This window comes from Bacillus sp. XT-4 (assembly GCF_050864245.1).
Classification (GTDB): Bacteria; Bacillota; Bacilli; order Bacillales; family Bacillaceae; genus Bacillus; species Bacillus altitudinis.
This window is the reverse complement of sequence record NZ_JBPAFI010000001.1, coordinates 715,565-738,731: the sequence shown is the minus strand read 5'-3', so window position 1 is coordinate 738,731 and position 23,167 is coordinate 715,565. Positions and strand designations below refer to the sequence as shown.

The following is a 23,167-nucleotide window of genomic DNA, read 5'->3' as shown; positions in this document are numbered from 1 at the left end:
TTGCGGAAGTCTCTTTCTTGTTTATTCATAATCACTCTCTTCCTTCCGATAAAAATAAAAGGGGGGATAATATGTCTAATGAAAACAAATATATTGAGTCAGCAAAAATAGCAGCAGAAACAGCTGCAAGTAATACACAGCTCACGATGGTAGTGACCATGATATGTACCATGATTGCTTTGATAGGAACTGGATTAACTGCTTGGTTTGCATATAAAAGTGCATATCGAACAGCTGTGGTTGATACTTTAAGCAAACAAAGGATAGAATGGTTAAATAATTTAAGGGGGAAATTTGTTGAATTTAATACCTTAGCTACTGAATTTTATTATAATAAAAATAATCCTCATCAGACTAATTACAACGTTTTTGATAAATTCAATTTGTTAGATAAAACCAAAAATCATATTAGATTATTACTCAATCCAAAAGAACCTGTTGCTAAAGGTATTAATGTGAAATTTCAAGAAGTTATTAATCTTTTACTTGATGAAAATTCATTCGATTCTTCACAATTAGGTGCTCTACTACTAGTAATTGATAACTTACAACAAATTATATTGAAAGCAGAGTGGAAGAGAATAAAAGAAGAGATAAAAAAAGGTAGAGAACTAAATCCAGATGAGGTAAGTAAGATTTACATGAATGTTTCTGAGAAATTAAAATTAAAAATTTAGCCTAAGCATCCTTCGGGGTGCTTTTTATTATGGGGAGGGACACAACGTGGATAACTCACTCAGGGAACTAATCATTAACACAGCAATTGGACACGCAATAAGGACAGACCAATTGTATAACGGTCTTAAAGCCCTTAATAAAAGGGGATGCGTATGGGCGGATGCGGAGATCATCAGGGGGTTAGGAATGCTTGGGTCTTATGGTGTGAGGGATAGGCAAGCTATAGACAGTCTCCTATATGTCAGCCAGACTCTGTCCTATGAAGAAGCTCGATCCTATCTAGCATCATATCAAAGGGAGTACAGGGAGTTTTATGCTGTGCAGAAAGTGGGGCATCTTCATGCCTTTGTTTTGTTTGCAATGATAGATGAGAGAAAAGCTGGTGAATCAGATGCCATCTAAACCATTGAGAGAGTGTAAGCTGCGAGGGTGCAGGGAGTTAACAAGGGATGGTTATTGTCCTGCTCATGCTGATGGTAAGCAGCAGGAAGCGAAGTATTACAACAATCATGTTCGAGATAAACAATCAACAAGTTTTTATAAATCAAGAGAATGGAAACAGACAAGACAACTTGTTCTAATGCGAGACAATTACCTTTGTCAGAGCTGTTTAAAATAAGATCGTGTCATACCTATTGACATGGTTCATCACATAGTGGAACTAGACTTAAACAAACGCCTAGACTAAACAACCTTGAAAGCATGTGTATATCACGTCTGCATCTGAATATCACGATAGGTAACAATAGTAAACTGAAAAGCCCTTCCATAATAATGAAGGGACTTTTTTGTTATTTAACACGATCGATGTTAGTATCTACTTCCGAGATCCATTTTTTTGTTGTGGTTGTTTTGTATTTGCCATTAACATATATTTTTGTGGTTGCTTGGTATTCAGCTTTAGTATACTTCTTAAGCCATCTATACTTTTGTACTGCTTTTAATTTTATTTCACCTTTTGCCGAGACATAACCAGATACCATCCCAGCAAACGCAGCAGCTGCAGCAGGTCCAAGCTGTAAAGTTGCAGTTAAGTATCTTGTAATATGAAACATCCCATAGGTGGCAGCTGATGCAACTACATAAGAAGGTATAGTGTAATTAGATGAGAATTGTCCGTCCCATTTTGCTCGAGCTTCCAATTCATTGTTTAATAAGTTCTCATTAGTAACATATAGGGAAGGTTCATAGTTTATTTGATTTTTAGAAATCACTTCATTCTGCTGCGCCAATAAAGGAGTGCTGCTGACAGAAAGCATTAACACCAAAGACAAACTAACAAGAAACAAAGATCTAAAGATTTTCATCAACCTTCTTTCTGTAAAAAAATGTAATTTATTTCGTTTTAATTCCAACTTTTATGTAATAAAATGTATATGATTTAAACAAAGGGGTGAGATGGCGGTGAAGCATTTTTTAACGGCAATCGTAGTAGCTATCATTGTGGGGATCATTGTTTATGTTGCAGATAATCGTTTAGGTATGTTTCCGTTGATGCTAATTTTAGCGGTTGCGATCTATATTGTAAGCAGGATTAGTGAATCATTGATAAAAAAATACTCCAAAGAAAATAGTTAATTACACAGCCCCTCCCACTGGAAGGGCGTTTTTTAATGAACCTTCATTTTTTCTTCTCTTTATCTCATTCTAATACACCATTAATTAAGACAAGCTTCTTAACAGCCTTACGAATCTCCTGCTCAGTCATCGCAGAGATTAATGTTAAATAGAAAGAACATTCTTTCTCTAACTTAAAAAATTAAGGTGTATAGTAGAAGGAGAATATGAAATGAGTAAGGAGGAATTCTGGGGTGTACAAAATCAAATCAGTGATTGACAAGGGGAGCAGTTCTTTGGCTATAGAGTTGATACTGGAAAAGGGTATTTTATAGAAGAGCATGCTTTGAGATTTATACTTTCCGAACATGATTACATATATGATGCACTTGAAGAGAAATTTGAGAAATGTTATGAGGATACAAGAAGCTAGTTAGTCACGCGCTTTCAGGAGAAACCTGATTTAGAGATCTTTTCTATTGGTTTTGGGGACAGTGTGTATCAAAGCTTTTGAGGGCTGGATGAAAACGTGGAACTTGTTTGCCTTGTGACGGATTTTTTAATAACGGACTGAGAAGAAACCCATGAATCATGGGTTTTTTTGATGGAGGAATACAAAAATATGAATTGATTCTAATGAGGAAGTCTAATTTTGGAAATTTATAGGCGCATTGGGGAAGCAGTAAGTAAATAAGTAATAAATATATATATAAGTAACAAAAACATGAAAAAAATAAATAACTATCCGATATTTGTTGTGTAAACAAATTGAAGGAGTGTGGTTATCTTGAAAAAATGGTTTTTTATTTTCATTTTATTATTTTCTGCATTAAGTTATCCATTACAATCAATAAAAGCAGAAACGCTTGAATGGGAAAAACGAGAAGAGCTACCAGATGCAAGAGTAGGAGCTGTAAGTGAAGTATATGATGGGAAAATCTATGTAATAGGTGGAACGGGTCCAAGTAAGGCATATTCTAATACTACTTATGTATATGATCCGAAGTTAGATAAATGGTCAGAAAAAGCTGGTATGAAAACAGGCCGTATGGGTGCTGCCAGTGTAATAGTAGATGAACGTATATATGTAATGGGTGGTAGAACAGAACAAGGATCCACAAATAGCGTAGAAGTTTATAATATCAAAACGGATACATGGGAGAATTCAGAAGACCTTCCATTTGAATTGAAGATATCTGCATATAATTTATACGCTGGTGTTATAGATAATAAAATCTATGTTGTTGGTTATAATAGTTCGTTAAAGCCAGAGAGGTACAATAATACATTTAGTTACGATACAAAAACAAAGGAATGGACAAAAAAGAAAAAATTCACCAATGAGGCTACTGCTGGAAATGCTGTGGTTGTAAAAAATAAACTCTATGTTTTAGCTGGATCAGAATTAATAGGTCCAAAAACGTTTGAGTACGATCCATTATTAGATCAGTGGACAGTTTTAGGATCGGGAGCAATTGCACCTTATCATGATGCATTAAATTTTGAGGATTATATTATAAGAACAGGTGGAACTTCTAGAGTTACACTCTTTGATATAGAAGCTATGAAATCGAAAACTATACCTAACACTTCTGCACCTTATCGAATGGGACATGTATCAGCACTTGTTGATGATACACTCTATGTAATTGGAGGAGTTGAACAAAGTTCAAGTGCCCCTACTAACGCTAGAGCAAATTTCAAATCTAATTTATCTATCTCATTAAAGAGTCTTAAAAACACTGAAACTGAACCACCTGGTGACAAAGACCCAGAACCAACCACACCACCAAAAGACGATACAACAGATGAAGACGGCGATGCTCTTCTCATCATCACAATGGTCAATGGTTTGCAAAAAGAGTATGACCTTTCAATGAAAGAAGTCAACGCCTTTCTATCCTGGTACAAAAAGCGAGATGCCGGCGAAGGTCCAGGGTTTTATGAAATTGACGAGCATGACAACAACAAAGGTCCTTTTGAAAGTAAAAAGGACTATGTGGTATTCAACAACATTCTCATGTTCGAAGTGAATAAATATAAAAAGTAAATAACATCAAAGCCATCTAGTCTAACTAGGTGGCTTTTGCGTTTGTTCGACAGTTTTCACCAATTTTAAGGCAAATTTAAGCTTCCATTTCATTTCAATTACATTAAATCTTTGTTACAATAATACAGCTTTGCCCGAAGACACGTTCATACTTTGGACATCTTTTTTTCATCAATTCTTAAAATTTTTATGTTTTGATATGAAACTCTTTTGATGATCCATGCGTCTTTATAAGTGTCAAAAGAAAAGAGGTTATCAATATGCTATTCAAAAAGCTATCAGAAAATAAGTCTGTAAAATGGATAGGATATACAAGCTTTTACTTACTTATTTTGCTATTATTGTTCTTTATTTACGGATTCCATACAGCAAATACGGGATCATTCATTTACAACGATTTTTAATTGGAGATTAAACTATGAAACTATTACACACGATTCATGAATACCAACAAACGAAACCGACACAGCCAGCATTTGTTTCTCAACATGCTTCGATCACATATGATGAGCTTTGGCGTCTATCAGACCAAATGGCTGGTGCGATTGATACAGTCGCAACTGACAGTGCACCTGTCATTGTATACGGTCATATGGAGCCAGAGATGCTGATTTCTTTCTTAGGCACTGTGAAATCAGGCAGACCCTATATTCCAGTCGACATCTCAATACCTGTCGAGCGCATCGTCTCAATCATTGAAAGCTCAAAAGCCAGTCTATTGATTTGTGCAAATGAGCAGGCTGTACCAGGTGTAGAAGAACACATTGAAGTGAAGAGTGCGGCATCGCTTTTAGCACTTGAAAAAGAAGTACCGCCATCCACGCAGTGGGTTCAACAAGATGATGTTTTCTACATTATTTATACGTCTGGCAGTACCGGAAAACCGAAAGGCGTTCAGGTAACAGCCAATAATTTAGAAAGTTTTACAGAGTGGATTTGCCGCGATTTCCCAATTGGTGAGGGGCGCACGTTCTTAAATCAAGCACCATTTTCTTTTGACTTATCAGTGATGGATTTGTATCCAGCGCTTCAATCAGGCGGCACGCTTTACTGTTTAGTGAAAGATCTTGTGAATAAGCCAAAGGATATGTTTGCAGCACTTGGTCAATCTGACGTTGAAGTGTGGACATCAACACCTTCCTTTGTGCAAATGTGCTTAATGGACCCATCCTTTACAGGTGACCTTTTACCAAAGCTAAACGTTTTCCTTTTCTGCGGTGAGGCACTTCCTGTCTCTGTAGCAAGTGCACTTCTTGAGCGTTTTCCTAAGGCGCAGGTCTTTAATACGTATGGTCCAACTGAAGCAACTGTTGCAATTACATCGATTGAAGTCACGCAGGAGATTCTTGATCAGCACGATTCTTTACCAGTGGGTTATGCCAAATCGGATACAGATATCGTCATTTTAGATGAAGAAGGCAAGACACTCCCTGATGGGGAAAAAGGGGAAATTGTCATCGTGGGGCCAAGCGTCACGAGAGGTTACTTAGGTGAACAAGCCTTAACGGATAAAGTGTTCTTTGAATACGAAGGACGCCCTGCTTACCGCACAGGTGACGCAGGTGTGGCGCAGGATGGTTTGATTACGTGCCACGGTCGTCTGGACTATCAAATTAAGCTACATGGATACCGAATGGAGCTTGAAGAAATTGAATATCATGTGAGCGAGACAACGTATGTCAATGCTTGTGTGATTGTGCCATTCCAGCCAAACGGGCATGTGGAGTACTTGATTGCAGCCATTGTGCCAGCAGCGCATTCCTTTGAAAAAGAATATCAGCTGACAAGTGCGATTAAGAAAGAAATGGCGGATTCACTGCCTGCGTACATGATTCCAAGAAAGTTTGTCTATCTTGAGCAGTTGTACATGACGCCAAACGGGAAGGTTGACCGTAAAAGAATCGCGAAAGAGGTTCTTCTATGATTCCGTTTAGTTCATTCTTTTTCTTCATTCTAATTGGTATTCTTCTTTTGCCGACGATGATTCTTGGTCTTCGCGGCAAAAGAATGCAGGGCTACAACATGTTTGCAACGGTTGTGGCACTTGCGCTTATTTTCTCAAAGGATGCACATGGCGCTTTGCTGCTGTTCCTGTTTACAGTGTGGCAAGTCTTGATTATCCGCCTATACCTTGCGTACCGGTTGAAGGCGAACAAGGCGTCTGTCTTCTATATGGCAGTGGTGGCATCGATTTTGCCGCTTGTGCTATCAAAGATTTTACCGTTCTTTTTAACTCATCAGCCGCATCAACCGCCGCCAATGAACTGGCTGAGCTTTTTGGGGATTTCGTACTTAACATTTAAAGGTGTTCAGTTAATTATCGAGACAAGAGACGGCTTGATTAAAAAGAAAATCCCGATTCACCGTTTGGTTTATTTCATCGTCTTTTTCCCGACGATTTCGTCAGGTCCAATTGACCGTTACCGCCGGTTTGAAAAGGATATGGATACACCGCCTGAAAAAGAAGTGTACAGTGATCTTTTATATGCAGGGATTCATAAAATTTTTATCGGGTTCTTATATAAGTTCATTATTGGTTATCTCATTCACACATATATTCTGATGAATATTCACCACATTAGCAGCAGTCACTTTGTTCAACAGTTAACGTATATGTATGCGTACAGTATGTATTTGTTCTTTGACTTTGCTGGATATACAGCATTTGCTGTAGGTGTGAGTTATATCATGGGTATTAAATCACCAGAAAACTTTAATAAACCGTTTATCAGCCGTAATATTAAAGACTTCTGGAATCGCTGGCACATGTCGCTATCCTTCTGGTTCAGAGATTATGTGTTTATGAGATTTGTGTTCTTTATGACAAAGAAGAAGTGGATCAAGAACCGGATGGCTGTATCAAATATTGGGTACTTTGTCCTCTTTCTATTGATGGGTGCTTGGCATGGTCTCGCCCTTCAATATATTATTTACGGACTATACCATGCAGTTGTGATGTCCGGTTACAATTTATTTGAGAAGTGGAATAAAAAGCACAAGTGGTGGCCGGATAATAAGGTCACAATGGTTGTGTCGATCATTATTACATTCCACGTCATTTGTTTCGGTTTTTATATTTTTTCAGGAAAACCATTTCATCATTAATGGATAAGGGAGTAGAAAATTATGGAATTTAAAAATCAAGTATTCGGTATTATTGCAGAGGTTTGTCAGGATGACGTTGTGAAAGAAAATCCAGAGATTGCGATTTTTGAAGAAGGTCTTCTTGATTCATTTGGTACAGTTGAATTGCTCATGGCAATTGAAAGTCAGCTAGGAATTATGGTTCCGATTACAGAATTTGATCGTGATGTGTGGGATACACCGAATCACATTGCTGAGCAGCTGGCAGAGATGAAGTAATGAAAAAGCGTTTTTTTGGGCCGCTTATTTTAGCGGCTGTTCTATTCATTGGTGTTCTTCTTGTACCAAATGCATGGCTCTCACATCTGATCCCAAAAGACAAATTACAAAAGTCAGCCACAGAATTAGATCCAGGGATGTTCCAAGGGCTTTATTTACAAGATGAAATGCTAAAAGATCCAACTTATTTGCCGATCTATGGATCTTCTGAACTATCACGTTTTGATCCATATCACCCTTCGAATTTCTTTCATGAAAATCCTCAAGGGTTTACACCTTATCTTGTTGGAAAAGGTGGATCGCAATCATTAATTCATGCCATGAACTTTGCAGCGCATATGGATGAATTAAAAGGGAAAAAGCTTGTGTTTATCGTGTCCCCGCAGTGGTTTGTCAAATGGGGATCAGACGAGAATCACTTTGCTCCTAACTATTCAGCGCTTCAGGCGCTTGATCTCGCTTATAATAAAGAAATTGATCCAGCTGTTAAAAAAGAGCTCATCAAAAGAATCATGAAGTTTAAGGCAGTAAAGAACGACATGGTCATCACAGAGCTTTTTAAAGCAGAGCTTTCTGGGAACAAATTCGCCTATGGCGCGATTTCTCCTATTGCAAAAATGTATTATGGCATGCTTCAAAAGAAAGACATGTACTATACGATCGGGTCTGGGCATGAGCGCAAGCTTCGTCCGTCTCCTTCAGTGAAAGGGAAAACATGGACTGAGCTTGAAAAAGAAGCGAGCGTCCTAGGATCTGAAAAAGCAGGGGACAACCCGTTTTATATTGATCAGAGACTGTTTGATCGCAAGCTGAAGCCGATCATGAAAAAGATGAAGGATTCTCGTCGTGACAATTCTTATGCAGAATCACCTGAATATAAAGATTTCCAGATCATGCTGGATATTTTAAAACAGGCAGGGGCGAAGCCTTTATTCGTGACGATTCCCGTCAACGGAAAATGGTATGATTACACTGGTTTTCCGAAAGAGGGACGTACAGATTATTATCAAAAAATCAATCGTCAAATTCGAGATAATGGGTATGAAGTCGCAGATTTGACTTCTCATGAGTATGACCCATATTTCTTTAAGGATACGATTCATGTGTCGTATAAAGGATGGGTATACATCGATAAGGCGATCGAAAAGTTTTACAAAGAGCAGTAGATTGCAGCAGCTTTCTGCTGCTTTTTGTTTGTCGAATGAGTGGATTTTTTGTATAAATAAGGTGGAAGGGCTATGCTGAATATGGAGGCGATACGATGAATCGTTCTGAGAAAAAAGAACTATTAAAGCGTTCAAAGAAGCATTTTAATGATCATGCCTTTTGGGAAAAGTTAAAAAAGACGGCACAAAAAGCTGGAGTTTCTCTTGTCTATGCTGTGTTATTACTTTATTATACATTGCAAAAACCCGAAGTACCGGTTAAAGCGAAGACCCTCATCATTGGGGCGCTAGGGTACTTTATCCTTCCGATTGACCTAATCCCTGATACATTGGTGGGGATCGGCTACACAGATGATCTAGGCGCCATCACATTTGCTCTGCTTCAAGTCGCAATGTACATTGATGACGATGTCAAAGGAAAAGCGAAAGACAGGCTGGGAAAATGGTTCGGTGAAAAAAGCGATACGTCTTTCATTGACGAAAAGCTTGAAGATGGCGGTATGCCGTCTGCTTAAAGAAAAGCCTCCTAAACGGAGGCTTCAGCGTGTAGACAAACCCTCGCATTCTTTGTCAGTCCTGCGCTTCGGTGCTCGTTCTTCCTAGACTTCAAGGGTTTTCAACTACGCTGAAAAAAAGACAAAGGGCTAAAATAAAGTTCATTTTAGCCCTTTGTCAACAATCTAATGCCTCCTAACCGGAGGCTTTTTTCATTATCCTAAAAATTTCACGCAAACCGGATGCGGAACGGTGATGTCTGATTGTAAGACAGTGAGTCTACCGGTTTCTTTGTCACGTTTGTATAACACAAGGTTGCTAGATTCTTGGTTTGAACCAACGAGAAATTCTTCTGTTGGATCAAGGACAAAGTCTCTAGGCCAATTTCCTTCAGATGAAGCAATTTCAACGAGGCTTAGTTTGCCGTCATGATCTGCTTTGAAAATGGCAATGCTGTCATGTCCACGATTTCCTGCATACACAAATTGACCGTCAGAAGACACATGAATGGCGCTGCCTTGATTATTCTCTGTGAAGTCATTAGGAATGGTTGCGATCGTTTGGATCTCTTCGAAATGACCATCTTCAAAGTAACGAAGTACAATGACCTCTGAGCTGAGCTCTGTCATGACATATGCCACAGGTTTCGTTGGGTGGAATGTGATATGACGAGGGCCGCTGCCTGGTTTTGTTTCAAATGTATGGGCAAGCTCAAGTTTGCCGTTTTCTTTCTTATACGTATAAATACCGTCTGTGCCAAGGTCAACAGCCACCGCAAATTGTTCATCAGGCGTCAAACCCATAAAGTGGGTGTGCGGTTTTTCTTGACGGTCTTCGTTTGGTCCAGTGCCTTCATGCTGCGCCTGTGACAGTGTGCGGATCACTGAGCCGTTTTCAGCATCAATTTCATACATCTCTGCTGTTCCTTTATGATAGTTTGCTGTAAACGCCGTTTTCGTTTGGCTGTCCACGCTGACGTGACAAGGAGAAGCCCCATCGGCAAGCTCTTGGTTGATGAAACGAAGTGCGCCGGTGTCGGCATCAATTTGATACGCAGCAAGACCGCCCTGTGCTCCTTCTTTCACAACAGCATACACAAACTTTTGAGAATCTGAGACAGTTAAATATGTAGGATTTTCAAGTTCTGCAGCCACTTCTACTTGTTCAATCTGCTGCTTGTCCGTATTTAAAGTAAAAGAATAGATTCCTTTGCTGTCTCCCTTTGTATACGTTCCGATATAACCTCTGATGTTAGCCATGTATTGCCCTCCTTCTATTAGATGCTCTCATTCTATCACAAATTCATAGGAAAACGCTTTAGAAAGGCATGCTGAAGGAAAAAACAAACGCAATGAAATCTCACAATATTCTTCAAAAACCGTGTGAAAAAATATCACAAAAGCTTGTTCAAAAGAAAACCGTTCATGTAGAGTAAATAAATTGAAGAAAAAATACAAAAAATTTTAGGTTTTTTCATTCCTTGTCTAGCAAAGGTGTAAGCGTATACATTTTATTTTGATTAGTCTAAATTGTCTAATAATTTTAAAAATGCTGTTGACACTGTATGGAAAGGGGCGTAAGATGGGTTCAACAAAAGCAAACAAACACGAAAGAGCAAGCGTGAGACACTTCAAAATAAAGTGTCTGAAAATTCAACTACTTTTTGTTTGAAAGAGAGGGTGCTCACTGAAGATGGAAGACCAAAAGGAACAGTGGATCTTTTTAAACGATGAACTCGTGAAAAAAGAGGATGCGAAAATTTCAGTTTATGATCATGGCTTCTTATATGGTGACGGTGTGTTCGAAGGAATACGTGTATATAACGGAAATATCTTTCGAATGAAAGAACACTTAGATCGCCTGTATGATTCCGCTAGATCCATTATGCTGAACATTCCATATTCACTTGAGGAGCTCACTGAAAAAATGATTCATACAGTTGAAAGGAACGGCCTAAAAGATGCCTATATCCGCCTTGTTGTCTCAAGAGGAGCCGGTGATCTTGGCTTAGATCCAAACAACTGCGGGAGAGCCAACACAGTGATCATTGTAGAGCCGCTGGCCATCTTTCCAAAGCACCTATATGAAACAGGTATTGATATTGTGACAGTACCAACGAGACGAAATCGTCCTGACGTATTGAGTCCGAAAGTGAAATCATTAAACTATTTGAATAACATTCTTGTCCGAATTGAAGCCCATATGGCCGGTGTCAGTGAAGCGCTCATGCTGAACGATCAAGGGTATGTGGCTGAAGGTTCAGCGGACAACGTGTTTATTTATAAAAAAGGCAAGCTTTATACACCGCCAGGTTATATCGGCGCACTTGAAGGCATCACAAGAAATGCCATCATGGAGATTGCAGAAGACTTAGGCTACGAAGTGAAAGAAGAACCTTTCACAAGACATGATGTGTATACAGCTGAAGAAGTCTTCCTGACAGGAACCGCTGCCGAAGTCATCGCTGTTGTAAAAGTTGACGGTCGTATCATTGGCGAAGGAAAACCAGGGTTCCACACAAACAAACTTCTTGAACAATTCCGCAAGCGAGTCGTTGAAGAAGGAGAAAAAGTAGTCTTTACCGATGAGAACATTCACGCAAGCTAAATAGATATCGATAAACGTTGAAGAGGACTAGTAGCTTTAGAGTCAGTATCTACAGAGAGCCGGTGCTAGCTGGAAACCGGTGTTACTTTCTAAAGTGAACTCACCTCTGAGTGTCTGCTTGAAATGATAGTAGGGCAGACCGAGTGACATTGCATCACTCGTTACCAAAATGGATGAAAGATGTCCATGAGACGGCAGCATGATTTGCCGTGAACAAGGGTGGTACCGCGAAAAACAAAGCTTTTTCGCCCCTTTGACCTAGTGAAAAGTAGTGTCATTGTGGGGTGAGAAGGCTTTTTTATATGGTCTCATATCTCTATCTTGAATGGAAAAGGGTGAAAGGACTTGACTGAAGCAAGACAAAGAGGAGGAAATCAAATGGGGACAAATGTACAAATGGAGACGGAAAAATCAAATGCACCACAAACGATGAACGGTGCACTCATGTTAATTGAAGCACTCAAAAGAGAAAAAGTAGAAGTCATTTTTGGTTATCCTGGCGGAGCCGTTTTACCGATCTACGATAAAATTTACGATTCTGGTTTATTTCATGTCTTGCCAAGACATGAGCAAGGAGCGATTCACGCAGCGGAGGGATACGCAAGAGTATCTGGTAAACCAGGCGTTGTTATTGCCACATCAGGACCGGGGGCAACAAACCTAGTCACAGGAATTGCGGATGCGATGATTGATTCACTACCTATGGTTATCTTCACTGGACAGGTGGCAACCTCAGTCATTGGATCAGATGCTTTCCAAGAAGCAGATGTACTTGGTATCACAATGCCAATCACAAAACACAGCTATCAAGTGAGACGTCCAGAAGAGTTACCGGGTGTCATTAAAGAGGCATTTCACATCGCAACAACCGGCAGACCTGGTCCAGTCTTGATTGATATTCCAAAAGATGTCGCTGGCATTGAAGGGACATTTGAATACGATCAGCCAATCGATTTGCCAGGTTATCAGCCGAAAATTGAGCCGAATTATTTGCAAATTCGCAAGTTAGTAGAAGCTGTAAGCAGAGCAAAGAAACCAGTTATTCTTGCAGGAGCTGGCGTTCTTCACGGCAAAGCGTCGGAAGAATTAAGGCAATATGTAGAGCAGCAACAAATCCCTGTCGCTCATACATTGCTTGGGCTTGGTGGATTCCCGGCAAAGCATCCTCTTTTCCTAGGAATGGCGGGTATGCACGGCACATATGCAGCGAACATGGCACTACATCAATGTGACTTACTCATTTCAATCGGAGCGAGATTTGATGACAGGGTAACCGGCAACCTCAATCATTTTGCAAAGCATGCGAAGGTGGCTCACATTGACATCGACCCAGCGGAAATTGGTAAAAACATTCACACCCATATCCCAGTTGTTGGTGACAGTAAGCTAGTGCTTCAAGAACTGATCAAGCAGGACGGGAAACAAGGTGAATCAGACGAGTGGAAGAGCCAGCTAAATCAGTGGAAAGAAGAATATCCACTCTGGTATGTCGAAAACGAAGCTGAAGGTTTTAAACCTCAAAAGCTGATTGAATACATTCATCAATTCACAAAAGGTGAAGCCATTGTGGCAACTGATGTTGGACAGCATCAAATGTGGGCTGCACAGTTCTATCCATTTGAAAATGCCGATAAATGGGTGACATCTGGTGGGCTTGGCACAATGGGATTTGGTTTACCGGCAGCGATTGGCGCGCAGCTAGCTGATCAAGAGGCAACGGTTGTAGCGATTTTAGGAGACGGAGGTTTCCAAATGACCCTGCAAGAACTTGCCGTTATCCGTGAGCTGAACCTTCCAGTGAAAGTGATTGTTCTCAATAATCACAGTCTTGGAATGGTAAGACAATGGCAAGAAATTTTTTACGAAGAACGCTACTCACATTCTAAATTTTCAGAGCAGCCAGACTTCGTGAAATTATCTGAAGCTTATGGCATTAAAGGGATCAGAATCTCATCAGACGAAGAGGCGCAAGAAAAGCTAGAAGAAGCATTAACGTCTAGAGAGCCTGTTTTCATCGATGTCAATGTAGCGAGAGATGAGAAAGTATTCCCGATGGTAGCACCGGGGAAAGGACTTCATGAGATGGTGGGGGTGAAACCTTGAAAAGAATTATTGTGTTGACTGTATTAAATCGATCAGGCGTACTGAACAGAATCACAGGCCTTTTTACGAAAAGACACTACAACATTGAAAGCATTACGGTCGGCCATTCTGAGATTCAAGATGTATCACGCATCACGTTCGTCGTCCATGTAGACCAGGAGAAAGACATCGAACAGCTGACAAAACAGCTGAACAAACAAATCGATGTTCTGAAAGTAACAGACATTACAAACCAATCAATCGTTCAGCGAGAGCTGGCTTTGATAAAAGTCGTATCTGCACCAGCATCTAGAATGGAGATCACGGGTGTCATTGAACCGTTTAGAGCTTCTATTGTAGATGTGAGCAGAGAAAGTGTCGTCATTCAGGTGACAGGTGAGTCTTCAAAAATTGAAGCACTCATTGAATTACTTAAGCCATACGGCATTAAAGAAGTCGCCAGAACTGGCACCACGGCCTTTGCGAGAGATAATCAGCAAAAGCCGCAAACAAATAAAACAATTTCAATTGTCTAAACAAAAGGAGAGAGTCAAATGGTAAAAGTATATTATAACGGTGATATTCAAGAAAACGTATTAAACGGTCAAAAGGTAGCTATCATTGGTTACGGATCACAAGGTCATGCACATGCATTGAACTTAAAAGAGAGCGGCGTAGATGTCATTGTCGGCGTAAGAAAAGGCGGATCTTATACAAAAGCACAAGAAGACGGTCATCAAGTATTCACAGTAAAAGAAGCAGCAGCACAAGCAGATGTCGTCATGGTATTACTTCCAGATGAGCAGCAAAAGAAAGTATATGATGAAGAAATCAAAGATCAATTAGAAGCAGGGAATTCACTTGTATTCGCACACGGATTCAACGTTCACTTCCATCAAATTGTTCCTCCAAGTGACGTAGATGTGTATCTTGTGGCTCCAAAAGGTCCAGGACATCTTGTCAGAAGAACATATGAGCAAGGCGCTGGTGTACCTGCACTATTTGCTATCTATCAAGACGTATCTGGTCAAGCGAAAGACAAAGCACTTGCTTATGCAAAAGCAATCGGTGGAGCAAGAGCGGGCGTTCTTGAAACAACATTTAAAGAAGAAACAGAAACGGATCTATTCGGTGAGCAGGCAGTTCTTTGTGGAGGTCTTACTTCATTAGTAAAAGCAGGTTTTGAAACATTAACAGAAGCTGGTTATCAGCCAGAGCTTGCATACTTCGAGTGTCTGCATGAACTGAAATTGATCGTTGACCTTATGTATGAAGAAGGATTAGAAGGTATGAGATATTCAATCTCTGATACAGCGCAATGGGGTGACTTCGTATCAGGACCACGCGTTGTGGATGCAAAAGTAAAAGAATCAATGAAAGCAGTCTTGACTGACATCCAAAACGGAACATTCGCGAAAGAATGGATTGTTGAAAACCAAGTGAATCGTCCACGTTTCAATGCAATCAATGCAAATGAAAATGAGCACCAAATTGAAATTGTCGGAAGAAAGCTTCGTGAAATGATGCCTTTCGTTAAACAAGGAAAGAAAAAGGAAGCGGTGAGCGTCGGTGCGAAAAATTAATTTTTTTGACACAACACTTCGAGATGGAGAGCAATCACCAGGAGTGAACTTAAATGCACAAGAAAAGCTAATCATTGCTAAGCAGCTTGAGCGCCTTGGGGTTAATATCATTGAAGCGGGTTTTCCCGCTTCATCCCGAGGGGATTTCTTAGGCGTACAAGAAATTGCAAGAACGATTAAGAACTGTTCAGTTGCAGGACTTGCACGATGTGTGAAAGGTGACATCGATGCTGCATGGGACGCATTAAAAGATGGAGCTCAACCAAGAATACACGTCTTTATTGCGACTTCTGACATTCACCTCAAGCATAAACTAAAGAAAACGCGTGAAGAAGTGGTTGAACAAGCTGTTTCAATGGTGAAATATGCGAAAGAGCGCTTCCCAGTTGTTCAGTGGTCAGCAGAAGATGCATGCCGGACAGATCTTTCTTTCCTAGCAGAAATTGTAGAAAAAGTGATCGACGCAGGCGCAAGTGTCATTAACTTGCCTGACACTGTTGGATACCTAGCACCAAAAGAGTACGGAAATATCTTTAAATATATGAAGGAACACGTTCCAAATATCGATCAAGTCATCTTGTCAGCACACTGTCATGATGATTTAGGAATGGCTGTAGCGAACTCACTTGCTGCCATTGAAAATGGAGCAGATCAAATTGAAACGGCTGTCAACGGTATTGGAGAGCGCGCAGGGAATGCTGCTTTAGAAGAAATTGCAGTTGCCCTTCATATTCGCAAAGACTTTTACCAAGTCGAATCAACCATTCAGTTGAATGAAATTAAGCGTACAAGTGATGTAGTGAGCAAATACTCAGGTATGATTGTACCGCGTAATAAAGCAGTCGTTGGAAACAATGCATTTGCTCATGAATCAGGTATTCACCAAGATGGATTCCTCAAAGAAAAAACAACCTATGAAATTATCTCTCCAGAGCTTGTAGGCGTCACAACAGATGTGCTTGTCCTTGGTAAACACTCCGGAAGACACGCGTTTAAAGACCGCTTAAAAACACTCGGCTTTAAATTGACTGAAGAAGAAATCAATAAGTTCTTCGAAACTTTTAAGAACTTAACAGAGAAGAAGAAAGAAATCACAGATGATGATTTGATCTCTATTATATTAGAAGAAAAAGTAGCAGACCGGAAAATCGGCTATGAATTTGAAAGTCTTCAAGTTCACTATGGAACAGAGCAAATGCCGACAGCAACAGTCTCTCTTAAAAATCAAGAAACGCAGGAAGTCATTCAAGAAGCAGCTACAGGTGCAGGCAGTGTAGAAGCTGTGTACAACACGCTTGAGCGCTGTATGGAGGAAAGAATTCATTTGCTAGACTATCGTATTCAATCAAATGGAAAAGGCAGAGACGCACTAGCGGAAGTATATGTCACTGTTTCAATAGAAGGAAAAGAAACAGCAGGACGCGGTGTAGCACAAGATGTGCTGGAAGCATCGGCTAAAGCTTACGTCAATGCAGTGAATAGACATTTAATCTTTAAATCAAACCTAATAGAAATTGAGAAACATCACGCCATCTCATAAGAAAGGAGGAAGGGACTCATGAAAAAGAAAATTGCACTTTTGCCCGGCGATGGAATCGGACCGGAAGTCGTCACATCAGCCGTCGCTGTCCTGAAAGAGACAGCGGCTCAATTTCAACACGAATTTGAATTCGAAACAGCTCTCATTGGCGGTATAGCGATAGATGAAAAAAACAATCCGCTCCCTAAAGAAACAGTAGAAGTGTGCAAAAGCGCAGATGCGATTTTATTAGGAGCCGTTGGCGGACCAAAGTGGGATCAAAACCCGCCAGAACTTCGCCCAGAAAAAGGCTTGCTCTCCATTCGCAAGCAGCTGGACTTATTTGCGAACATCCGCCCTGTCAAAGTATTTGATAGCTTGAGTGAGGCTTCACCGTTAAAACAAGATCACATTAGCGGAGTAGATTTCGTCATCGTTCGTGAATTAACTGGAGGCCTCTACTTTGGCGAACCAAGTGAGCGCTACATGGATGATGAAGGAAAAGAAGCTGCGGTTGATACACTTCTTTATACAAAGGAAGAGATTGTTCGTGTATTAAAAGAAGCGTTCGACATGGCGTTAACGAGACGGAAAAAAGTAACGTCTGTGGATAAAGCAAATGTTCTCGCTTCGAGTAAACTATGGCGGGATGCGGTAGAAGAAGTTGCATCACAATATCCAGATGTCGCATATGAGCACATGCTCGTCGATAATGCCGCGATGCAGCTGATTTATAAGCCCGCTCAATTTGATGTCATCGTGACAGAGAATATGTTTGGTGACATTTTAAGTGACGAAGCATCTATGATTACTGGCTCACTCGGCATGTTGCCATCTGCTAGTTTATCAAGCACCGGCCTTCATTTATATGAGCCGATTCATGGTTCAGCACCCGATATTGCGGGGCAAAATGTCGCAAACCCTCTGGCTACAATATTGTCAGCAGCCAGCTTGCTTAGAACATCCTTTGCTTTAGAAGAAGAAGCGGCTGCAATTGAAGCAGCTGTGGAAGCCGTTCTTGCCTCTGGCAAACGAACAAAGGACCTAGCATCAAAAGAGGGAACGTATGAAACGACTGATGATATCACGAAAGCCGTTGTAGATGCACTCAAACAACGTACGAAATCAATTGTATAAATAGAAATCTTGTTGAATTAGGTAGAGGGAGGAAAAAGGGTTATGCCTCGAACAATCATCGAAAAAATATGGGATCAGCATGTTGTCAAAAATGGCGAGGGAAAACCAGACCTTTTATATATTGATCTGCACTTGGTGCATGAGGTGACGTCACCTCAAGCATTTGAAGGATTAAGACAAAAAGGGCGCAAGGTGCGAAGACCACAAAACACATTTGCGACGATGGATCACAACATTCCGACTGTGAATCGATTTGTGATCAAAGATGAGATTGCGAAGAAGCAAGTGAGTGCTCTAGAGCGCAACTGTGCTGAATTCGGGGTCCGTCTAGCTGACCTTCACAGTGTAGACCAAGGAATCGTTCATGTCGTTGGACCAGAGCTTGGTTTAACACTTCCGGGGAAAACAATCGTGTGTGGAGATAGTCATACATCTACTCATGGCGCATTTGGTGCACTTGCCTTTGGGATTGGCACAAGTGAGGTTGAGCATGTGCTTTCCACACAAACACTTTGGCAGCAGCGTCCGAAGACACTAGAAATTAGAGTAGACGGAACGCTTCAAAAAGGGGTAACAGCCAAAGATGTCATTTTAGCAGTCATTGGCGCACATGGCGTGAAGTTCGGTTCAGGTTATGTCATTGAATACACTGGGGAAGTATTCAGAAACATGTCAATGGATGAGCGGATGACCGTTTGTAATATGTCAATTGAAGCAGGCGCAAGAGCAGGATTGATCGCACCTGATGAAGTGACCTTTGAATATTGCCGCGGACGCAAATACGCACCGCAGGGTGAAGATTTTGAAGCAGCGATCAAAGAATGGAAAGAACTAAGAACAGATCCGGGTGCGACCTATGATAAAACCATTGTTTTAGATGGAAATCATATTTCACCAATGGTCACGTGGGGAATTAACCCAGGAATGGTGCTCCCTGTGGATGCGGCAATTCCAGGACCTGAAGATTTTGCACAAGAAGATGACCAAAAAGAAGCAAAACGTGCTTATGAATACATGGGGGTTCACCCGCATCAGCGTATTGAAGATATTACGATTGAGCATGTGTTTATTGGCTCATGTACGAACTCAAGAATGACTGATTTACGCCAAGCCGCTTCTATGATTGAAGGACAAAAAGTAGCTGATCATGTCAGAGCGATTGTGGTTCCTGGCTCACAAAGTGTCAAACTGCAAGCAGAAGAAGAAGGTCTTCATGAAATTTTCCTAGCAGCAGGATTTGAATGGAGAGAATCTGGCTGTAGTATGTGCCTCAGTATGAATAACGATGTGGTCCCAGAAGGTGAACGCTGTGCATCTACATCAAACCGTAACTTTGAGGGACGTCAAGGGAAGGGTGCAAGAACGCATCTAGTCAGCCCGGCAATGGCTGCAATGGCTGCCATACATGGCCGATTTGTCGATGTCAGGAAGTTTAATCAAGAGAAAACAGTCGTGTAAGGAGTTGTGTCATAGATGGAGCCTTTAGTCACTCATAAAGGAAAAGCCGCTGTGCTTAACCGTATAAATGTAGATACAGATCAAATCATTCCGAAACAGTTTTTGAAAAGAATCGAACGAACAGGATATGGCCGATTTGCCTTCTTCGACTGGCGATATTTAGCAGATGGCAGTCCGAATCCAGATTTTGAACTCAATCAGCCGATTTATGAAGGAGCCTCTATTTTGATCGCAGGCGAAAACTTTGGCTGCGGATCATCAAGGGAACATGCGCCTTGGGCACTTGATGATTATGGTTTCAAAATTGTCATTGCCCCATCTTTCGCCGATATTTTTCATCAAAACTGTTTTAAAAACGGGATGCTTCCAATCCGCCTTGATTATGATGTGTGGAAAACGTTTGCTGCATCATATGAAAACAAAGGATATGAAATGACAGTTGATCTGGAAAAACAACAGATTCAAGACCATGAAGGGAATGTTACTCCTTTCGATGTAGATCCACACTGGAGAGAAATGCTCCTGAATGGCTATGATGAGATTTCATTAACATTGTTACTAGAAGATGAGATTCAAGCATTTGAAGAGAAACGTAGCAGCTGGCTGCGTGCATAAACAACGAGAAGCCGTCCCCGTGGTGTGACGGCTTCTTTTTTGCATGAAAACCTCTCGTTACTTGTGTTTACTAACCTTCGTTGGTAAACTGATAAAAAATATGCGCCCGAAAGGAACGTAAGCATGAAACATGACAAGAAGAAAGATAATGTCATTTTGTTTCCTGGTCTGAAAGAAAGACTGATTGAAAAAGGAATGGCAGCATTAAAAGATAAACAGTATCAAGAGGCGCTTCACTTATTTTCAGAAGCGAAATCGTATGATGACGATGAAGAATCCGATATTCATCTCGGTATGGCGATTTGTTTTCTAGAGCTTGGTGAGCTGCAGGATGCAAAGCGAGTATGTGAAAAGATGCTACATGAAGGATATGGACACTATTTCACTGTGCTTCAAGTATATATGACCATCTTAATTCAGCTGAAAGAGTACGAGGAAGTCAAACAAACAATTGAGGCTGTCCTTGAAGAAAATCACCTTCCAGCAGAAAGCGCGGAGCATTTTTATAAACTGCTTGAATTTAGCAGAAAGATGATTGAATCACCAGAAGAGATTTTAGACGAAGACGAGGAAGGCAGCGGAGAAATCAATATAGATGAAATGCTCGAGCGGCCAGAAGAGCAGGTGCAGTTCATCCATTCGCTGAAAGACCGAAACATCACGCCGCATATGGGTCTATTAAATACGATCCTACAAAAGCCTGATGGAAACCCTTTGGTCAAATCATTGATCCTGCAACTTCTGTCAGATCATGATGTGGCAAAGCCGGTTCATGTGACGAAGTTCGGTGATTCTTTAACGCTTGTTCCTTCTGAGGCTGTCAAGCCAGAGCAAATGCCACTGCTTCAGCAAGTCCTTCGAAAGCTCGATGACACACTCGGCAATGAGAACCCAACCCTTTACCAAGGAGTTGAAGAGTTATGGCGCCGGCACTTATTTGTGCTATATCCATTTCTTCCTAAATATACGGATCCGAATCTTTGGGCTGCGGCACTTCATAAAGTCGGCTATGAAATGCATGGAATCGAGATTGACCTAGAAGAATTGCATTTATTGTATGATTTTAACGAACGAGAGCTGAGAGAAGCTTGTACAATGCTGAAAGATATTGAAGAAATTTCTTATTTGTAATTTGTCGATTTAGTTGAAAGACGGACTTGTTATGTTATAATATAATGGTTGTATTTGTGCATATATCGTGCGGTTGTAAGATTCCAACGGTTGAAAGACGTTATGTATAATCAAGTCAAATGTTGTATACATAAGACCGCTTCTTTAGCGGAGTGCGTGGTTTTTGATTGGACGAAGTCTTTATGATGCTTTAGAATGTAACAACGCACAATCTGAATAGATTTTTGGAGGGAAACACACATGTCAGTAAAATGGGAAAAACAAGAAGGTAACGAAGGTGTCTTAACAGTAGAAGTTGACGCTGAAACATTTAACAAAGCACTTGATGATGCATTTAAGAAAGTAGTTAAGCAAGTATCAATCCCTGGATTCCGTAAAGGGAAAGTACCACGTGGTCTTTTCGAGCAGCGTTTTGGAGTAGAATCTCTTTATCAAGATGCACTAGATATTCTTCTTCCAGTTGAATATCCGAAAGCAATCGACGAAGCTGGTATCGAGCCGGTTGACCGCCCTGAAATCGATGTTGAGAAAATCGAAAAAGGCGAAAGCTTAATCTTCACTGCAAAAGTAACAGTGAAGCCAGAAGTAAAACTTGGTGACTACAAAGGTCTTAACGTAGAAAAAGACGACACATCTGTATCTGATGAAGATGTCCAAGAAGAGTTAAAAGCTATGCAAAACCGTCAAGCTGAGCTTGTTGTCAAAGAAGAAGGCGCAATCGAAAACGGCGATACAGTTGTTCTAGATTTCGAAGGATTCGTTGATGGAGAAGCATTCGAAGGCGGAAAAGCTGAGAACTACTCTCTTGAAGTAGGTTCTGGTTCATTCATCCCTGGTTTCGAAGAGCAATTGGTTGGTCTTGAAGCAGGTGCAGAAAAAGATGTTGAAGTGACATTCCCAGAAGAATATCATGCTGAAGACCTTGCAGGTAAACCAGCTGTATTCAAAGTGAAAATTCATGAAATTAAAGCAAAAGAACTTCCAGCACTTGACGATGAGTTCGCTAAAGATGTTGATGAAGAAGTTGAAACGATTGCTGAATTAACTGAAAAAACGAAGAAACGTCTTGAAGAAGCAAAAGAAAACGAAGCAGAAGGCAAACTTCGTGAAGAGCTAGTAGCAAAAGCTTCTGAAAATGCGGAAGTTGACGTTCCTCAAGCGATGGTTGACACTGAGTTAGACCGCATGATGAAAGAATTCGAACAACGTCTTCAAATGCAAGGGATGAACCTTGAGCTTTACTTCCAGTTCTCTGGACAAGATGAAGATGCGCTAAAAGAGCAAATGAAAGAAGATGCTGCTAAACGCGTAAAATCTAATCTTACTCTTGAAGCAATTGCTGCTGCAGAAGACCTACAAGTGTCTGATGAAGAAGTGGAAGAAGAACTTTCAAAAATGGCTGAAGCATACAACATGCCAGTTGAAAATATCAAACAAGCGATCGGTTCTACTGAAGCAATGAAAGAAGATTTAAAAGTTCGTAAAGCAATTGATTTTCTTGTAGAAAACCGTTAATATGGTGCATAATAATAAAACAGGGCGCGAGTGACTCGTGCCTTGTTTTGTACAATTTTTGACTTATCATCGCTTCTTTTGGAAACGATAGTGTAAGTCGCATCTTTCTGTCATACATATCTCAATGTGCAGTGTTACAAACACATCATTACCGTCTTTTAGGAAAGTATGGTAAAATGCATACATACTGGACCCAGAAGGGTAGCTGACT

The 23,167-nt window shown here is 40.6% G+C and carries 22 protein-coding genes, 1 pseudogene and 1 other annotated feature; of the genes and pseudogenes, 21 read left to right on the top strand and 2 right to left on the bottom strand.

Annotation, left to right across the window (positions count from 1 at the left end; translation table 11 throughout):
- The first annotated feature begins 71 nt into the window (after positions 1-71).
- The 3 genes and pseudogenes from ACRRMM_RS03910 to ACRRMM_RS03900 all read left to right on the top strand — a co-directional run.
- The gene (locus ACRRMM_RS03910) at positions 72-677 is read left to right on the top strand and encodes a hypothetical protein (protein WP_058336565.1); all 606 of its coding nucleotides are present in this window, start codon (positions 72-74) and stop codon (positions 675-677) included.
- A gap of 46 nt (positions 678-723) precedes the next feature.
- Positions 724-1,080, top strand: a complete 357-nt coding sequence (locus ACRRMM_RS03905) for a hypothetical protein (RefSeq protein ID WP_017358159.1) — start codon at positions 724-726, stop codon at positions 1,078-1,080.
- Positions 1,070-1,386: pseudogene (locus ACRRMM_RS03900) on the top strand (HNH endonuclease); the annotation flags it as partial. The gene ACRRMM_RS03905 and the pseudogene ACRRMM_RS03900, both read left to right, overlap by 11 nt.
- Before the next feature lie 83 nt (positions 1,387-1,469).
- Here the strand turns inward: ACRRMM_RS03900 and ACRRMM_RS03895 are convergent.
- Positions 1,470-1,985, bottom strand: coding sequence for a hypothetical protein (locus tag ACRRMM_RS03895; protein ID WP_046527223.1), 516 nt, complete (start codon positions 1,983-1,985; stop codon positions 1,470-1,472).
- Between the two features lie 91 nt (positions 1,986-2,076).
- Between ACRRMM_RS03895 and ACRRMM_RS03890 the strand changes: the two genes are divergently transcribed.
- The 8 genes from ACRRMM_RS03890 (at position 2,077) to ACRRMM_RS03855 (ending at position 9,329) form a co-directional block, all read left to right on the top strand.
- Entirely contained in the window at positions 2,077-2,256 is a 180-nt protein-coding gene (locus ACRRMM_RS03890) for a hypothetical protein (RefSeq protein ID WP_017358156.1), read from the top strand.
- A gap of 766 nt (positions 2,257-3,022) precedes the next feature.
- Positions 3,023-4,285, top strand: coding sequence for a Kelch repeat-containing protein (locus tag ACRRMM_RS03885; protein WP_017358155.1), 1,263 nt, complete (start codon positions 3,023-3,025; stop codon positions 4,283-4,285).
- Between the two features lie 254 nt (positions 4,286-4,539).
- On the top strand, positions 4,540-4,689 hold the full coding sequence (locus tag ACRRMM_RS03880; protein WP_024427820.1) for a teichoic acid D-Ala incorporation-associated protein DltX: 150 nt from the start codon (positions 4,540-4,542) through the stop codon (positions 4,687-4,689).
- A gap of 14 nt (positions 4,690-4,703) precedes the next feature.
- Positions 4,704-6,209 (top strand): D-alanine--poly(phosphoribitol) ligase subunit DltA, encoded by a 1,506-nt coding sequence (gene dltA / locus ACRRMM_RS03875; protein WP_017358154.1) that lies wholly within the window; start codon positions 4,704-4,706, stop codon positions 6,207-6,209.
- Entirely contained in the window at positions 6,206-7,390 is a 1,185-nt protein-coding gene (dltB, locus tag ACRRMM_RS03870; protein ID WP_008342868.1) for a D-alanyl-lipoteichoic acid biosynthesis protein DltB, read from the top strand. The genes dltA and dltB overlap by 4 nt, the downstream gene beginning before the upstream one ends.
- A 21-nt stretch (positions 7,391-7,411) precedes the next feature.
- Positions 7,412-7,648, top strand: a complete 237-nt coding sequence (dltC, locus tag ACRRMM_RS03865; RefSeq protein ID WP_017358152.1) for a D-alanine--poly(phosphoribitol) ligase subunit 2 — start codon at positions 7,412-7,414, stop codon at positions 7,646-7,648.
- A complete protein-coding gene (gene dltD, locus ACRRMM_RS03860) occupies positions 7,648-8,814 on the top strand; it encodes a D-alanyl-lipoteichoic acid biosynthesis protein DltD (RefSeq protein WP_017358151.1) in 1,167 nt (388 codons plus the stop codon). The genes dltC and dltD overlap by 1 nt, the downstream gene beginning before the upstream one ends.
- A gap of 95 nt (positions 8,815-8,909) precedes the next feature.
- A complete protein-coding gene (locus ACRRMM_RS03855; RefSeq protein ID WP_017358150.1) occupies positions 8,910-9,329 on the top strand; it encodes a YkvA family protein in 420 nt (139 codons plus the stop codon).
- A 195-nt stretch (positions 9,330-9,524) separates the two neighbouring features.
- Here the strand turns inward: ACRRMM_RS03855 and ACRRMM_RS03850 are convergent, their stop codons facing one another.
- The gene (locus ACRRMM_RS03850; protein WP_008342861.1) at positions 9,525-10,568 is read right to left on the bottom strand and encodes a lactonase family protein; all 1,044 of its coding nucleotides are present in this window, start codon (positions 10,566-10,568) and stop codon (positions 9,525-9,527) included.
- A 433-nt stretch (positions 10,569-11,001) separates the two neighbouring features.
- Between ACRRMM_RS03850 and ilvE the strand changes: the two genes are divergently transcribed.
- The 10 genes from ilvE to tig all read left to right on the top strand — a co-directional run bounded on the left by ilvE (position 11,002) and on the right by tig (position 22,956).
- A complete protein-coding gene (ilvE, locus tag ACRRMM_RS03845; protein WP_008342856.1) occupies positions 11,002-11,916 on the top strand; it encodes a branched-chain-amino-acid transaminase in 915 nt (304 codons plus the stop codon).
- 8 nt (positions 11,917-11,924) lie between these two features.
- Positions 11,925-12,172: a binding site (T-box leader), on the top strand.
- 122 nt (positions 12,173-12,294) lie between these two features.
- Entirely contained in the window at positions 12,295-14,019 is a 1,725-nt protein-coding gene (ilvB, locus tag ACRRMM_RS03840) for an acetolactate synthase large subunit (protein WP_008342854.1), read from the top strand.
- Positions 14,016-14,534: an acetolactate synthase small subunit gene (gene ilvN / locus ACRRMM_RS03835; RefSeq protein ID WP_007501584.1), complete on the top strand. Its 519-nt coding sequence runs from the start codon at positions 14,016-14,018 to the stop codon at positions 14,532-14,534. The genes ilvB and ilvN overlap by 4 nt, the downstream gene beginning before the upstream one ends.
- Positions 14,535-14,552: 18 nt before the next feature.
- Positions 14,553-15,581 (top strand): ketol-acid reductoisomerase, encoded by a 1,029-nt coding sequence (gene ilvC, locus ACRRMM_RS03830; protein WP_007501581.1) that lies wholly within the window; start codon positions 14,553-14,555, stop codon positions 15,579-15,581.
- Positions 15,568-17,121: a 2-isopropylmalate synthase gene (locus ACRRMM_RS03825; protein ID WP_008342850.1), complete on the top strand. Its 1,554-nt coding sequence runs from the start codon at positions 15,568-15,570 to the stop codon at positions 17,119-17,121. Before ilvC ends, ACRRMM_RS03825 begins: the two co-directional genes overlap by 14 nt.
- An 18-nt stretch (positions 17,122-17,139) precedes the next feature.
- Entirely contained in the window at positions 17,140-18,237 is a 1,098-nt protein-coding gene (leuB, locus tag ACRRMM_RS03820; RefSeq protein WP_056705888.1) for a 3-isopropylmalate dehydrogenase, read from the top strand.
- A 42-nt stretch (positions 18,238-18,279) separates the two neighbouring features.
- Positions 18,280-19,695 carry a 3-isopropylmalate dehydratase large subunit gene (gene leuC / locus ACRRMM_RS03815; RefSeq protein WP_428828474.1) on the top strand — a complete coding sequence of 472 codons (1,416 nt, stop codon included), beginning with the start codon at positions 18,280-18,282 and terminating at the stop codon, positions 19,693-19,695.
- Between the two features lie 15 nt (positions 19,696-19,710).
- The gene (leuD, locus tag ACRRMM_RS03810; RefSeq protein ID WP_008342843.1) at positions 19,711-20,310 is read left to right on the top strand and encodes a 3-isopropylmalate dehydratase small subunit; all 600 of its coding nucleotides are present in this window, start codon (positions 19,711-19,713) and stop codon (positions 20,308-20,310) included.
- Between the two features lie 123 nt (positions 20,311-20,433).
- Positions 20,434-21,441 carry a DNA damage checkpoint antagonist DdcA gene (ddcA, locus tag ACRRMM_RS03805; RefSeq protein WP_008342841.1) on the top strand — a complete coding sequence of 336 codons (1,008 nt, stop codon included), beginning with the start codon at positions 20,434-20,436 and terminating at the stop codon, positions 21,439-21,441.
- 240 nt (positions 21,442-21,681) lie between these two features.
- Positions 21,682-22,956, top strand: a complete 1,275-nt coding sequence (tig, locus tag ACRRMM_RS03800) for a trigger factor (protein ID WP_017358146.1) — start codon at positions 21,682-21,684, stop codon at positions 22,954-22,956.
- Positions 22,957-23,167: the final 211 nt, after the last annotated feature.

Bases quoted from the DNA above. Each gene is read 5' to 3' on its own strand.
- ACRRMM_RS03910 (WP_058336565.1), top strand. From the start codon at position 72: ATGTCTAATGAAAACAAATATATTGAGTCAGCAAAAATAGCAGCAGAA.
- ACRRMM_RS03895 (WP_046527223.1), bottom strand. From the start codon at position 1,985: ATGAAAATCTTTAGATCTTTGTTTCTTGTTAGTTTGTCTTTGGTGTTA.
- ACRRMM_RS03890 (WP_017358156.1), top strand. From the start codon at position 2,077: ATGGCGGTGAAGCATTTTTTAACGGCAATCGTAGTAGCTATCATTGTG.
- dltA (WP_017358154.1), top strand. From the start codon at position 4,704: ATGAAACTATTACACACGATTCATGAATACCAACAAACGAAACCGACA.
- dltB (WP_008342868.1), top strand. From the start codon at position 6,206: ATGATTCCGTTTAGTTCATTCTTTTTCTTCATTCTAATTGGTATTCTT.
- dltC (WP_017358152.1), top strand. From the start codon at position 7,412: ATGGAATTTAAAAATCAAGTATTCGGTATTATTGCAGAGGTTTGTCAG.
- dltD (WP_017358151.1), top strand. From the start codon at position 7,648: ATGAAAAAGCGTTTTTTTGGGCCGCTTATTTTAGCGGCTGTTCTATTC.
- ACRRMM_RS03855 (WP_017358150.1), top strand. From the start codon at position 8,910: ATGAATCGTTCTGAGAAAAAAGAACTATTAAAGCGTTCAAAGAAGCAT.
- ACRRMM_RS03850 (WP_008342861.1), bottom strand. From the start codon at position 10,568: ATGGCTAACATCAGAGGTTATATCGGAACGTATACAAAGGGAGACAGC.
- ilvE (WP_008342856.1), top strand. From the start codon at position 11,002: ATGGAAGACCAAAAGGAACAGTGGATCTTTTTAAACGATGAACTCGTG.
- ilvB (WP_008342854.1), top strand. From the start codon at position 12,295: ATGGGGACAAATGTACAAATGGAGACGGAAAAATCAAATGCACCACAA.
- ilvC (WP_007501581.1), top strand. From the start codon at position 14,553: ATGGTAAAAGTATATTATAACGGTGATATTCAAGAAAACGTATTAAAC.
- leuB (WP_056705888.1), top strand. From the start codon at position 17,140: ATGAAAAAGAAAATTGCACTTTTGCCCGGCGATGGAATCGGACCGGAA.
- leuC (WP_428828474.1), top strand. From the start codon at position 18,280: ATGCCTCGAACAATCATCGAAAAAATATGGGATCAGCATGTTGTCAAA.
- leuD (WP_008342843.1), top strand. From the start codon at position 19,711: ATGGAGCCTTTAGTCACTCATAAAGGAAAAGCCGCTGTGCTTAACCGT.
- ddcA (WP_008342841.1), top strand. From the start codon at position 20,434: ATGAAACATGACAAGAAGAAAGATAATGTCATTTTGTTTCCTGGTCTG.
- tig (WP_017358146.1), top strand. From the start codon at position 21,682: ATGTCAGTAAAATGGGAAAAACAAGAAGGTAACGAAGGTGTCTTAACA.